Source organism: Specibacter cremeus (genome assembly GCF_003946885.1).
Classification (GTDB): Bacteria; Actinomycetota; Actinomycetes; order Actinomycetales; family Micrococcaceae; genus Specibacter; species Specibacter cremeus.
The window spans coordinates 35,566-48,125 of sequence record NZ_RWKQ01000036.1 but is presented as its reverse complement, the minus strand read 5'-3'; the positions used below and the strand labels follow the sequence as shown (position 1 = coordinate 48,125).

The following is a 12,560-nucleotide window of genomic DNA, read 5'->3' as shown; positions in this document are numbered from 1 at the left end:
CGACTGGAACTACACCGTAACCGCCGCTCCGAAGGAGAAAACGACACGCCCGGATGAACCGAAATAATTTATGTGCGAGCCCTAAGGCCTCCGCGGTCCCCATGGCCGGGACCCGCCGGTAGAGGGTGGGGACGGAGACGCCGAGGCTGCTGGCAACTTCCCGGGGCGGTGTCCCCTGGTTGAGGAGCATGCGGGCGGAGCGGACCTTGGACTCCGTCATGAGTCGTTTGCGGTCTCCGATCCTGCCTTGTTCCCTGGCAGCTTGCAGGCCGGCCTGGGTGCGTTCGACCATGAGCTCCCGCTCCATCTGGGCGAGGGAGGCCATCACGTTGAAGAAGAAGCGCCCGGAGACCGTGGTGGTGTCGATCGCATCGGTGAGGCTGACGAAACCGATGCCGCGCTCGTTCAGCCCGCCGGCGAAGTCCAGAAGGTCTTTCACGCTCCGGCCGAGACGGTCCAGCTTCCTCACGACAAGGGTGTTGCCCCAGGGCCGATGCAAAGTCGTGGTGGAACTGTCGGCCGGCTGCCGGCGACACGTGCCCTCGGGCCAGTCTGGATCATTTCTGGGCTGGGCATGAGGTGCAGGTATGCGTCGTGTGCGTGTCCCAGAGGACGGCATGTCCTTCGAAGGAGGGCATGAGGCTTCCCTCTGTGACGAAGCGTGCGCTGTCGTGCCCGACCGCAGTCCACCACCCGGTTTCGGTGCAGTGGTCCCCCGTGCGGAGCATGAGGGAGAGAGTGGTTTCACGTCGGGTGGCGGGGCAGGGCATGACGACATTCCTTGTGGATGGTGGCAAGCGGGAGGGCCCAGAGTGGGGATCCGCCGATGCGGCTCCCCACTCTCGCGTGGTCAGTCGTCCTCTGCGGCGTCTTCCATGACGGCTGTGGGGGCGATGTATCCGTTGGGGTCGATGACCCGGCCGGCGTCGTGAGCAGCGGCGGAAACCTCGGGCGCCCATTCGAGGCGCACCCTGTCGTCGCCCGCGTTGATCACCAGGAGCTCTCCGGTTTCCTCGGTTGCGGTGGTCTCGCCCGCTTCGAGGCAGCGGAACTCCCGCCATGCGCCGGCCGGGACCGAGAATGAATCGGAGGGGCCGAGCACGAGGCTCGTGTCCGGGTCGCCGTTGAGCGTGATCGACCAGCGTCCGGACTTCACGAGCACGACCTGGGGTCGCTCGTGGCGGTGCCGCAGCACGCCCTCGCCCGGCTGTGCCCGCAGGCATGCGAGGTTGAAGCTGTGCGGTTCGTGGATCGGCGGAACCTGCCGGCGGTCCTCGCTCATGCCGTAGCCGATGACCAGGGCCAGCTGGGCGCCGCCGCCGGGCACAGCATTGCACAGGAGCGCGTGGTCGCTGTAGACGCGGTCGCCGGACTGGATGACGCGGGAGCGCATCTGCTCGGGGGAGTAGCTCGTGAGCTCGTCGATGAATCGCTGCCGCATGGGCTTGATGAGCGCGGTGTCCTTCGGGATCTCATCGCCCGCCACGGTGTCGATGAGCCGATTGTCGGCGGTGAGGTGCAGGCCGTAGGATTCGGCGTCGCGGAGCACGGACGGGCCCCAGATGATGCCACCGGTGTCGTCGTGGCCGAGGACCGTGTACAGGACGCCGTCGTCGGGACCCTCGTTCGTGAAGCCGCGGAAGATCCAGGTGGGGACGGAGATGATGTCACCGTCCGTGGCGACGTATTCGCCCTGTGTGCCGTCCGCGCCCCAGCGGAGCCGGAACTCGCCGCCGAGGTTGATGAACACCTCGGCCGTGAAGTGCAGGTGGAGGTTGTTGCTGATGCCCTTCGGCATTCCTGCTGCTCCCGTGTTGAAGCCGTGCCGTTCGGTGAGGTTGACGTACTGGTTGGCGTTCTGTGAGACGCCGGGACCGATGAAGGCGTAGTTCTCCTTCTTGTCGGAGCCCGGGGTCCGGCAGTCAATGAAGGCCGCGTTGCACGCGACCCAGTCCGTGCGGCGGATGGTGCGGCGTTGGATCTCGGCGCTGTCGACGGATGGCTCCGAAAGGGTTGAGCTGGTCATGGTGGTTTGTCTCCTTCGGGGGCGGGGTGGGATCAGTAGATGTTGAGGGCGGGTTCGGGCCCGTCGCCGCGTGTGGCGTTGATCTGCGTGCGCAGGGCGATGTCGTCCCACAGCTTCACCTCGTTGACGATGCGGCCGTTCTGGACGAGGAACTGCGAGATGCCAAGGACGTCGACGGGCTTGCCGGTCGGGGCCCCGTACCGTGGCCGGCCGAGGTAGTCGCCCGTGAACTTCCACGTCACGGCGATCCGGAGGCCGCCGTATCGGGGGTCGTTGTGGGTTTGGAGGTCACGGACTTCGAACTGCCCGCCGGGGAAGGCGTCGAGGAAGCGCAGCAGTTGTCGGCGGTAGCCCTCGGGGCGGATGATGAGCTCGTTGCCGACCGTGTGGAGGGTGAGGTCGCGGACGAAAAACTCGTCGACCTTCTTCAGGTCGCGCCCGTTCCATACCTGCTCGATCATCCCCAGGACGTCCTCGACTTCGCTGCGGAAGTCGTCGGGGCGGGGGCCGGAGTCGCCGACGGCGATGACATCGGCCGGCGCGGCGCCCGTGAACGAGCCGGTGTACCCGCGGAACGACTTGGTGCGCGCGACCTCCTCCGGGTCGAGGCCCCGATGGAGGGCATGGGCGAGCTCGTCGCGGACGACCCACTCCTCGACCATGCGCCCGCGCCGGTAGAGGCAGTTGGCGATCGTGCGGCCCACGACCCTGAAGTCCTCCTCGCCGGAGAGGACGAGGTGGGAGCTGAGGAAGGCATCGTCCCCGCGCGCCTCCCAGATCACGTCGCCCGCCTGGCCGATGTGCTCTGGCGCATTCGAGATGCGCATGAGGCATCCTTCGATGACTTCCTGGCGGGTCGTGGAGGTGCCGTAGGAGCCGTGCACGATCGAGTCCGGCTCGTAGTTGTCGCGGATGAAGCCGATCTGGCGCTCGACCCAGATGTAGTCGGTGACCTCCCGGATGAAGTCATCGGGGTCGCTGTAGGGTGCGTAGGCAATCGGGTTGAGGGGCACGGGATTCGCTCGCTTTCAAGAATGTGACGAGTGGGATAATGCGAGTGTATGCGTATGCACAATGGCTGACAACCCCCTTCACCCGATCTTTCCGAAAAAGATCAGGACGCGATCAGGACGCGGTGCCGAGGGTGTCAAGCACAACGAGCCGGGATGGGAAGGACGCCTTCTCGAACGGCAGGTCGGGCTTCTCAATGCGCTGGATGAGCAGGTCTGCGGCGCGGCGCACCATGGCGTCCAGGTCGTACGCGATCGTCGTGAGCCGGATGATGGGCCACGAGGCGGTCGGGAGGTTGTCGAAGCCGATGATCGATACGTCGCCGGGGACGTCCACCCCCGCGACGCGCGCGGCGTTGAGCGCGCCGAACGCGACCACATCGTTGCCGCAGAGGATCGCGGTCGGCGGCTCCGGGAGCCTGAGCAGCTGCTGCGTGCCGTCGTAGCCCGTGGCCGTGTCGAACGGGCCGCGGTGAACGTAGTGTCCCGGGATCGAGATTCCGTGGTGTGCGAGGGCCTCGCGGAGCGCGAGTTCGCGGTCGAGGGCGGTGCTCGTGTTGGCCGGGCCGAAGATCCCCGCGATCCGTCGGTGGCCGCGATCGACGAGCGCTTCGGCAGCCTGTTCCATGCCCTGTGTCGGGTCGACAACGGCGGAATCGGCGTGCACGCCCAAGGAAGTGCGGTTGAAGTACACGAACGGCAGCCCGCGGTCGCGAAGACGCAGCGGCACGACGGAGTCGATGGTCGAAGTCGCCAGGATGACACCGTCAAGGCCATGGGAGATGAGCCGTTCCGCGACGACCTCGTTGTCGGCCGACTCGGTGTGGAGCATGAGGTGGTAGCCGCGCGACTCCAGCTGGTGGTGGGCCGGGGCGATGATATGCGGGTAGAACTGGTTCTCGAGATCGGTCAGCAGAAGGCCGATGCGTCGGGTCCGTCCGCTCGAGAGTGCACGGCCCACGTCGCTGGGCACGTAGCCGAGGCGTTCTGCCGACTTGCGGACGCGTTCTTTGGTCGCCGCGGACAGGCGCGGATCGTCCCGCAGGGCCCGCGAGACGGTCGGCTGTGAGACACCTGCGAGCTTCGCGACGTCCCGGCTCGTGACCACCATGGCGTTCTCCCTTCCCTCTGGGGTCTTGACCCCAGCCCCTATCACCACTCATAGTATATCGCATACGTATGCACATCTGAGGAGTGACTGTGGTCCAGTACCTGAAACAAGCACCGTCCAAGTCGTTCGCCGATACGGGCCACACCGACGTGGCCGAGCGTGTTGGCCAAATTATTGCCGATATCCGGGCGGAGGGCGATGCGGCCGTCCGCAAGTACGCCAAAATGTTCGATCACCAGAGCGTGGAGTCCTTCCGGCTCTCGGACGCGCAGATCGAGCAGATCATGGGGACACTCGACCCGCAGGTGATCGAGGACATTGTCTTCGTCCAGGGCCAGGTGCGCTCGTTTGCGCAGGCTCAACGCGACTCGATGCGCGACGTCGAGGTCGAGACCCTCCCCGGTGTCTTCCTCGGACATCGGCATGTGCCCGTGCAGGCGGCGGGCGCGTACATCCCGGGTGGCCGGTACCCGCTCACGGCCTCCGCGCACATGACGATCATCACCGCCAAGGTCGCCGGTGTCCCCCGTGTCGTGGCCTGCACGCCGCCGATCCGCGGCGAGATTCCCGCCGCGACGATCGCGGCGATGAAGCTCGCGGGGGCTGACGAGATCTACCTGCTCGGCGGCGTCCAAGCGGTCGCCTCGATGGCCATCGGCACCGAATCGATGCCACCCGTGGACATGGTTGCGGGCCCCGGGAACGCCTACGTCGCCGAGGCCAAACGGCAGCTTTTCGGCGAGGTCGGCATCGATTTGTTCGCCGGGCCCACGGAGATCCTCATCCTGGCCGATGCCGGCGCGGATCCGTTCACGATCGCCGTCGACCTCCTCTCCCAGGCCGAGCACGGCCCCGACTCGCCGGCGGTCCTCGTCACGACCTCCGAGGAGGTCGCCCGCGAGGTCCTCGCGCACATCGAGCGGATCCTGCCGGAGATGCCGACGAAGGACTTTGCCGAGCCCGCTTGGCGGAACTGGGGCCAAGTCATCCTCGCCGACGACCTTGACGAGGCGTTCGACATCGCCGATCAGCTTGCGGCCGAGCATGTGCAGGTCTTCACGGCCGACCCGGCCCGCGCGCTCGAGCGGATGCACAACTACGGCGCCCTGTTCCTCGGCGAGAACACCTGCGTCTCTTATGGGGACAAGGTCATCGGCACGAACCATGTCCTGCCCACCCTCGGCGCCGCACGGTATACGGGTGGGCTGTGGGTCGGCAAATACCTCAAGACCGTCACGTACCAGACCATCGAGAATCCCGAGTCCTCGGTGGAACTCGGCCGAGTCCTCGGGCGTGCAGCACGAGTAGAGCTCTTCGAGGGCCACGCACGCTCGGGCGACGTACGGGTGTGGCGCCACACGGGCGAGCGTTTCGAGTGGATCGACCGCGCGCTCGAGGGCACCGCCCGCGCCCGGGCAACCGCCGCGGGAGCCACCCCGTGAGTCTTCTGGCGGGGCGCACGGCCCTCGTGACGGGCGGTGGGACGGGCCTGGGCGCGGCCATCGCCCGTGCCCTGCACAGCGCTGGCGCCCGCGTCGTCGTGGCCGGCCGCCAACCCGGGCCGCTCCGGGTGATCGCCGAAGGACTCGGTGCCGGAGCCGAGTGGCGGACCGTCGACGTGGCCGATGAGGATTCGGTCGCACGGCTCGAGACGTCGCTGCGGGATACCGAGGTGTCTATCCTCGTGAACAATGCAGGGATCGCCGGCCCCGTCGCGCCGCTGGTCGACATCACGGCGCAGCAGTGGGACGAGGTGTTCGACGTCAATGTCCGCGGCACGTTCCTCATGTGCCGGGCCTTCCTGCCCGCCATGGTCGGCCGCGGCAGCGGGGATGTCATCAATCTCGCCTCGGTGTCCGGCAAGCGCCCCCTGGCCCGCCGGACCCCGTACTGCGCCTCCAAGATGGCGGTGATCGGGCTGACCGCGACCCTCGCATTCGAAGTCGGACCCGCCGGTGTCAATGTCAACACGCTCTCACCGGGCCCCGTCGACGGGCCCAGGATGGACCGGAACTTCCGCCTCGAAGCCGAACGGACCGGGACGAGCTACGAGCAGGCGCAGGAGGCGTTCGTGTCTCGCGCCGCACTCGGGCGCATGGTGACCGAGGACGAGGTCGGTGCGGCCGTGGTCGCCATGCTCGGCATGCCCGGCCTGTGCGGAGCCGACGTGGACCTCTCCGCGGGAATGGTCGCATGAGGGCGCGCAGGCGCCCCCTGCGCGAACGCGTCCTCACCGGGGAGCGGTTCTGCGGGGCGCTCGTGCGCATGCCGTCCGAGGAGCTCGTCGAGATGCTCGCCGTCGCGGGGTTCGACTTCGTGCTCATCGATTGCGAGCACGGGCCCGCCGACGTGGTTCCCCTGCGCCAGCACATCGCCGCCGCGGCGATGCACGGTATCGACGTTCTGGTCCGCGTCGGGGAGCGTGAGGACACCCTCATCCTGCGGGCCCTCGACTGCGGCGCCGCCGGGATCGTGGCACCCCATCTCGACAGTGCCGAGCAGGCGCGGGCGGTTGTTGCGGCCGCGCACTACCCGCCGCGCGGGCGCCGGGGATTCGCCACCTACGGGCGCGCCGGGTCGTTCGGCGCCGTGACCGGAGCGGACCACAAGGCCCGCTTGGCCGAGGAGACCCTCGTGATCGGCATGATCGAGTCGCCGCAGGCCGTCTCGGCCGTCGAGGACATCCTGGCCGTGGAGGGGCTCGACGGGATCATGCTCGGCGCGGCGGACCTCGCCGCATCGAGCGGCCCGGACGATCCGACGGTGTCTGAGGCGCGGACGCAGGTCAACGCCGCGCTGGCAGCTGCCGGATCACTGCGACTTGACCTCGTCGGGGACGCGGACGCCGCGGCTGCGTCGTACGCCGACGGCGCGCACATGGTCGCCTACAACCTGACCCAGGCACTCATGGCGCAGTTCGCCACACTCCTCGCACCGCGCCCTACGTAGGGCATGACCACCTGTCCCCGAGTGCGACGCAACGCCACAAACAAGGCCGGCCCACACCCCCTCGAGCCAAGGGAGGGCGTGGGCCGGCCATGCTTCGCGGGTCGACATGGCCTGATTGGTCCCCGGGTCGTGCCTAGCCGCTTTGCGCTTGGGCGAGCCAGCCGCGGATGAGCCGGCCGACGATGTGGGGGCGCTCCATCGGCGCGAGGTGGCCGGCGTCGACTAAGACGAGTCGGGCTCCCGGTGTGGCGGCCGCGATGTCCTCGTGAAACCGTGGAGGGCAGATCGCATCGGCCGTCCCGGAGAGGACGAGCACGGGCACTCGCAGTGCCCCGAGCGCCGTGGATTCGTCGATTCGTGTCTCTTGCATGCGCAGTTGCGTGTCGAGGCGCGTAGTGCCCGTCTCGTCCCCCATGCGCAAGGCCCGCTCCACGAGGCCCGCATCGCGCTCCCGCGCCGGGACGCTCAGGAGCGCGTCCAGGATGTCGCGTTGGAGGTCCCGGGCGGACTCCCCGGCCGCGAGCCGGTCCCGCCACAACCGCCAGCCCTCACGTTGCTGTTGTGTGGGGGCCTTCGCGTTGGTCGAGATGAGGCAGAGCCCTGCGACCCTCTGGGGGGCCCGACGGGTGAGCGCCATCGCGACGATCCCGCCGAGCGAGAGGCCCGCGAGGGCAAAGCGTGGGGGCAGGACGTCGAGGAGTTTGTCGACCTGGCCGTCGATGCTCGCCTCGTCGAGGTGCGGGGTGAGCGCGTCGTCGAACCCGCACCCTGACCAGAGGTCCGCGGTGCAGTTCATGCCGGGCAGGAGGGCAAGGGGGGCAGGGGTGTCCACGCGAGGGCTCAGCCCTTGACCGAGCCCTCGCTCAGGCCCGCCACGAGGTACTTCTGTGCGATGAAGGAGATCGCGATGACGGGCAGGGTGAGCAGCATGGCCGCCGCCCCCGCTTGCTGGAGCATCGGCAGGGTCTGGCCGAGCTGCGTCGTGATGAAGACCGGCACGGTCTTCGACGACGTGTCCGTGAGCACGAGCGCCGTGAGGTACTCCTGGAACGCGAACAGGAAGACGAAGATCCCGGCCGTGAGGATCCCGGGCCGCATGAGCGGGATCATGACCCGGTAGAGCATGCCCACACGGGTGCACCCGTCGATCATGGCCGCCTCGTCGAGCTCCTTGGGGATCTCGGCGAAGAAGTTGCGCAGGAGCCAGATCGTGAACGGCTGGTTGATCGCCACGAGGGCCGCCGCGAGTGCGAACGTCGTGTCGTAGATCCCGAGGGCCTTGCTGATCTCGTACATCGGGAGCACCACCGAGAAGCGGGGGAGGGAACGGAAGACGAGCGCGAGCAGCAGGAGGATCGCCGAGACATAGCCGGGGGAGCGAGAGAGCGCGTACGCGGCCGGGATCCCGATCACGAGCGCGACGACGGTCGACATCACTGCGACGACGAGCGTGTTGGTGAGGTATTGGGCGAAGTACGTGGTCTCCCACAGGTCCCGGAAAGCCTGGAGGGTGGGCGTGTAGCCGCTCAGGACCGGCGGGTTCGCGAACGCGACGTCGGTCGGCTTGGTCACCGACAGGGCGGTCCAGATGAACGGCGCGAGCATGAGCACAGAGGTCAGCAGGAGCAGGACCGCGGCGGTGCGGCTTCCTCGGTTGCGGCGGCGGCGCCGAGGCTTCTTGACGGACGTGCGTGGCGGGAGGGTGGACGCCTTGGCGGTGTCGGCGATCATGCTTTGGCCTTCGCTTCCTTGAGCAGACCCCGGATGAAGGGGAACAGGCAGGCCAGGATCAGCAGGATCGAGAGCACGTTGATCGCGCTGCCGAGGCCGAGCTGCTGCGAGCCGTTCCGGAACGCCACGTCGAACACGTACAGCATGATCGACTCGTTGCCGATGGCATCTGCCTGGGGGGAGAGGGGGATCAAGCTGTCGAACGTCCGCAGGACGTCCATGATCGTGATCAGGCACACGAAGCCGAGGACGCCGCGGATCGTGGGGATGATGACGTAGCGGTGCGTCGTCCACGCCGTTGCGCCGTCGATCTTTGCCGCCTCGCGCAGCTCCGCGGGAACCCCCTGCAGGCCCGCGAGGATCATGAGCATGGAGAATGGCAGCAGGTGCCACACGGTGTGCGCGATCAGCAGGATCCGGTTGGGCCACGTCTCGGTGAACCAGAGGACGTCTGCCCCGGTGAGGGCATGGATGACGTAGTTCACGACACCGCCGAAGTTCTCATCGACCAGCCACGAGAACGAGACCGCACCGACCACGTTCGGCAGCACATAGGCGACCAGCATCGCGCCCAAGACCACGGGGCGCAGCTTGCCGAGCCCGTTCATCCCCGTCGCGACCAGGTACCCCAGCACAAGGATTGCCACTGTCACGACAACCGTGAGCAGCAGGGTGAACAGCACGGCCCGGCCGAAACGGGGGTCGGACAGCGCCTGGCTGTAGTTCTTGAGGCCGATGAACTCTCCCGGGGTGCCGTACTGGACCTTCTGGAAGCTCCACTGGATGGTCCGGACGAGGGGGACTACCAGCAGCCCCACCATCACGAGCAGGCTGGGTGCCATGAGCAGCGTGAACTCGCGTCGTCGCATGGTTTTTCTCCTTTAGGAATCGTCTCGGTGTGCCGCGGCTGCCGCGGCCGGCGACATCGTGTCAGCCGGCCGCGGCGGCACCGTCAGTTGCCCGCGGCAGCCTTCTCAGCGAGGGCCTGCATCTGCTGCATGCCCGCCTCGACGTCGACCTTGCCCGTGATGATTTGGACCAGGACCGGCCTGATGGCGTTCGTGACCGGCGCGGCGGCCGGGTTGCCCGGGGTCGGCATCGTCTTGCCGATCGTCCCGTTCGCGGCGGTGGCGTACTTCGAGCTGTTATCGCCGACCATGCCGCTTCGCGCCGGGTAGGCCGCCGGGACAGCCGCCTTCGATGCGTCTTCGCTGACCGAGGAGGCGATCATCTGGAACAGCATGTCCTTGTCCAGCTTCGTGTTTTTCGGGATCGACCACCCGTCCACCGACAGGCGGCTGTAGAGGTACGGGGCCCCGGCCGCGACGGCGGGGGGAGCGGCGAACGCGAAGTCATTGGCGAGCTTCGTGTTGGTCGGGATCGTGAGGTCGTTCATGCGGCCCGAGAACATGATCGCCATCGCGGCCGTGCCGTTGAACATCTGCTGCTGGACCTTTGGCTGGTCGAACGTGGTCACCTGAGGATCCATATACGGCAGGAGGGACTTGAGGCCTTCGAGCGCCTTGCGCGACGCGTCCGAGGTGAACTGGGGCTTGCCGCTGCGATCGAGGAAGTCCGTCCCGTAGGAGTTCATCGCGGCCTGGTAGCTCGTCGTGATGTCGGCGGTCGCGTTCCAGGGCAGGGCAATCGGGTACTTGATGCCGCCTTGGGCCTGGATCGTCTGCGCGGCGGCGATCATCTCTGCGAAGGTCGTCGGCGGCTTGAGGCCGAGCTTGTCGAAGACGTCCTTGCGGTAGGCGAGGATGAACATCTGCGCCTGCATTGGGAGCCCGTAGAGCTTGCCGTTGTAGGACATCGCCTCGCGCATCTGGGAGCTGAGCGCGTCGAGCTTGTACTTGTCCTTGTATTTCGCGACGTAGTCGTCGAGCGGGACGATGCCGCCGTTGGCGGCGAAGCCGGGCACGACGAACCCGTATGTCTCGATGATGTCGTAGCTGCCGGTGTCCCCGGCGAGCGTCGCCGTCGTCTTGGTCACCTGGCCACCGAAATCGATCGGGTCGTGCTTGAGCGTGACCTTGTCCCGGGTGCAGCTCTTGACCATGGTGTTGGTGAACGGGTCGATGGCCGAGGAATTGTAGGCGAGAACGTTCACGGTGGTCGACTCTTTCGGCATCGTGTAGTCGCACTCGACCGCCGTGGCGTTCTGCGCCCCGGTGCGGGAACCGGCGCCGCAGGCCGTGACGCCGGCCACGCTGGCGGCAATCGTGAGCGCGGCGATGCCGGCCCTGAGGTGTCTGGGAAATTGCATGATGGGGCCTCTCATCGGTGAGCGGTGGGCGGGCCAGCCACGCCGGCCCGCCCAGAATAAACATACGTATGCACAGTTATGGGGTTGCCGCGAGCCGGTCCGCGTCCCCGGAGCGGATGAGGTCGAGGCGCAGTTGCGCGCTGTCCCGGTGCGCGGGCATCTGCTCGAAGCCCGCGATCGTGACCACGGGCCCGGCCTGGGCCTCAGTGGCCTCGCGGGTTGCGCGCTGGTAGGTGAGCTGCTTGAGGAAGCGGGCCACCGAGAGGCCCTCCGTGTAGCGCGAGCCGCGCCCGGTGGGCAGGACGTGGTTCGTGCCCGACATGCCCTTGTCCGCGTAGGCGACGGTGGACCACTCGCCGAGGAAGAGCGAGCCGTAGTTGGTGAGGTTCGCCAGGTAGTAGTCGAGGTCCGCGGTCAGGATCTCGAGGTGCTCGGGCGCGAGGGCGTCCATGACCTCGACCGCAGTCCGTGGCGAGTCCGCGACGTAGATCGAGCCCCAGTCCCGCCATGCGGCACCGGCGATCTCGCGGGTTGCGAGGCCGGCGAGCTGCCGGTCGATCTCGGCTTCGACCTCGGTGGCGAGGCGGTGCGAGGTGGTCACCAGGCATGCGGGCGAGGTGGGCCCGTGCTCGGCCTGGGCCAGCAGGTCGGCGGCGACCATGGCCGCGCTGGCGGTCTCGTCGGCGATGACGGCCACTTCCGATGGCCCTGCGAGGACGTCGATGCCCACCTTTCCGTACAGCTGCCGTTTGGCCTCGGCGACGAACGCATTGCCGGCTCCGACGAGCATGTCCGCGGGGTTCGTGTCGAGCAACCCGAAGGCCATGGCCGCGAGGGCCTGCACGCCGCCGAGGGCGAAGATCCTCTCGGCCCCCGAGACGCGGGCGGAGTAGAGCACGGCGGGATGCACGTGCCCGTTGTTGGACGGGGGCGTGCAGGAGACGATGTTCGGCACCCCCGCGGCCCGCGCGACGCCGACCGTCATGAACGCACTGGCGAGCAGGGGAAACCGGCCCGCCGGGAGGTAGGCGCCGACCGTGCCGACGGGGACGTACTTCTGGCCGCACACGACGCCAGGAATGACTTCGTCCTCGAAATCGGTCAGATGCGCGCGCTGCATCTGCGCGAAACGGCGCGTGCGCTCCGCGCCGGCATCGAGAGCCTCGCGCAGGTCTGCGGGGAGGCCGGCGGTGAGCCTGTCGGCCTCCGCGGGCGTGATCTCGAAGTCCATCCCGCCGGACCAGCCGTCGAGTCGCTCGGCGTAGTCGCGCACGGCCTCGAGACCTTTCGACTCGATGGCCGAGAGCATTTCGGAGACCGTGGAGATGACCCTGGGGTCGGATTGGGCCGCCACGTCCGGGCGGTTGGGTTCGCGGACGACGGTGACCGTGCCCGTCAGGCGTGTTTTGTCTGCAGGAGTGAGGTGCATACGTATACAGTAAGGCTCTGCGGCCGCTGTGACAA

The 12,560-nt window shown here is 67.7% G+C and carries 12 protein-coding genes; 3 read left to right on the top strand and 9 right to left on the bottom strand.

The window, feature by feature from the left end; all coding sequences use genetic code 11:
• The 4 genes from EJC77_RS21370 to EJC77_RS14125 all read right to left on the bottom strand — a co-directional run.
• Positions 1-469: recombinase family protein (locus EJC77_RS21370; protein ID WP_276309079.1), on the bottom strand; the 469-nt coding region annotated here is incomplete at its 3' end.
• Between the two features lie 381 nt (positions 470-850).
• Complete coding sequence (locus tag EJC77_RS14135) at positions 851-2,026, bottom strand: cupin domain-containing protein (protein WP_125613839.1); 1,176 nt, start codon at positions 2,024-2,026, stop codon at positions 851-853.
• Positions 2,027-2,058: 32 nt separating this feature from the next.
• Positions 2,059-3,039, bottom strand: coding sequence for an ester cyclase (locus EJC77_RS14130; RefSeq protein WP_125613836.1), 981 nt, complete (start codon positions 3,037-3,039; stop codon positions 2,059-2,061).
• Positions 3,040-3,151: 112 nt separating this feature from the next.
• Positions 3,152-4,147 (bottom strand): LacI family DNA-binding transcriptional regulator, encoded by a 996-nt coding sequence (locus EJC77_RS14125; RefSeq protein WP_125613833.1) that lies wholly within the window; start codon positions 4,145-4,147, stop codon positions 3,152-3,154.
• A gap of 89 nt (positions 4,148-4,236) precedes the next feature.
• Here EJC77_RS14125 and hisD (EJC77_RS14120) point away from each other — a divergent pair, with 89 nt between their 5' ends.
• From hisD (EJC77_RS14120) to EJC77_RS14110, 3 genes are read left to right on the top strand one after another with little or no spacing between them, the layout of a single operon-like run.
• Positions 4,237-5,589 (top strand): histidinol dehydrogenase, encoded by a 1,353-nt coding sequence (gene hisD / locus EJC77_RS14120; protein WP_205787348.1) that lies wholly within the window; start codon positions 4,237-4,239, stop codon positions 5,587-5,589.
• Complete coding sequence (locus tag EJC77_RS14115; RefSeq protein WP_125613826.1) at positions 5,586-6,344, top strand: SDR family NAD(P)-dependent oxidoreductase; 759 nt, start codon at positions 5,586-5,588, stop codon at positions 6,342-6,344. The genes hisD (EJC77_RS14120) and EJC77_RS14115 overlap by 4 nt, the downstream gene beginning before the upstream one ends.
• Positions 6,341-7,096 carry an HpcH/HpaI aldolase family protein gene (locus tag EJC77_RS14110; protein ID WP_125613823.1) on the top strand — a complete coding sequence of 252 codons (756 nt, stop codon included), beginning with the start codon at positions 6,341-6,343 and terminating at the stop codon, positions 7,094-7,096. Before EJC77_RS14115 ends, EJC77_RS14110 begins: the two co-directional genes overlap by 4 nt.
• A gap of 133 nt (positions 7,097-7,229) precedes the next feature.
• On the opposite strand, the gene EJC77_RS14105 is transcribed toward EJC77_RS14110, so the two are convergent.
• From EJC77_RS14105 to hisD (EJC77_RS14085), 5 genes are all read right to left on the bottom strand, one after another.
• Complete coding sequence (locus tag EJC77_RS14105; protein ID WP_125613820.1) at positions 7,230-7,892, bottom strand: alpha/beta fold hydrolase; 663 nt, start codon at positions 7,890-7,892, stop codon at positions 7,230-7,232.
• 44 nt (positions 7,893-7,936) lie between these two features.
• Positions 7,937-8,827: a carbohydrate ABC transporter permease gene (locus EJC77_RS14100; protein WP_125613817.1), complete on the bottom strand. Its 891-nt coding sequence runs from the start codon at positions 8,825-8,827 to the stop codon at positions 7,937-7,939.
• The gene (locus tag EJC77_RS14095) at positions 8,824-9,696 is read right to left on the bottom strand and encodes a carbohydrate ABC transporter permease (RefSeq protein WP_125613814.1); all 873 of its coding nucleotides are present in this window, start codon (positions 9,694-9,696) and stop codon (positions 8,824-8,826) included. Before EJC77_RS14095 ends, EJC77_RS14100 begins: the two co-directional genes overlap by 4 nt.
• 83 nt (positions 9,697-9,779) lie before the next feature.
• On the bottom strand, positions 9,780-11,096 hold the full coding sequence (locus EJC77_RS14090) for an ABC transporter substrate-binding protein (protein ID WP_164520428.1): 1,317 nt from the start codon (positions 11,094-11,096) through the stop codon (positions 9,780-9,782).
• A 76-nt stretch (positions 11,097-11,172) separates the two neighbouring features.
• Positions 11,173-12,525: a histidinol dehydrogenase gene (gene hisD, locus EJC77_RS14085; RefSeq protein ID WP_125613809.1), complete on the bottom strand. Its 1,353-nt coding sequence runs from the start codon at positions 12,523-12,525 to the stop codon at positions 11,173-11,175.
• Positions 12,526-12,560 lie beyond the last annotated feature (35 nt).

Bases quoted from the DNA above. Each gene is read 5' to 3' on its own strand.
- EJC77_RS14095 (WP_125613814.1), bottom strand. From the start codon at position 9,696: ATGCGACGACGCGAGTTCACGCTGCTCATGGCACCCAGCCTGCTCGTG.
- EJC77_RS14125 (WP_125613833.1), bottom strand. From the start codon at position 4,147: ATGGTGGTCACGAGCCGGGACGTCGCGAAGCTCGCAGGTGTCTCACAG.
- hisD (WP_125613809.1), bottom strand. From the start codon at position 12,525: ATGCACCTCACTCCTGCAGACAAAACACGCCTGACGGGCACGGTCACC.
- EJC77_RS14135 (WP_125613839.1), bottom strand. From the start codon at position 2,026: ATGACCAGCTCAACCCTTTCGGAGCCATCCGTCGACAGCGCCGAGATC.
- EJC77_RS14105 (WP_125613820.1), bottom strand. From the start codon at position 7,892: ATGAACTGCACCGCGGACCTCTGGTCAGGGTGCGGGTTCGACGACGCG.
- EJC77_RS14090 (WP_164520428.1), bottom strand. From the start codon at position 11,096: ATGCAATTTCCCAGACACCTCAGGGCCGGCATCGCCGCGCTCACGATT.
- EJC77_RS14110 (WP_125613823.1), top strand. From the start codon at position 6,341: ATGAGGGCGCGCAGGCGCCCCCTGCGCGAACGCGTCCTCACCGGGGAG.
- EJC77_RS14100 (WP_125613817.1), bottom strand. From the start codon at position 8,827: ATGATCGCCGACACCGCCAAGGCGTCCACCCTCCCGCCACGCACGTCC.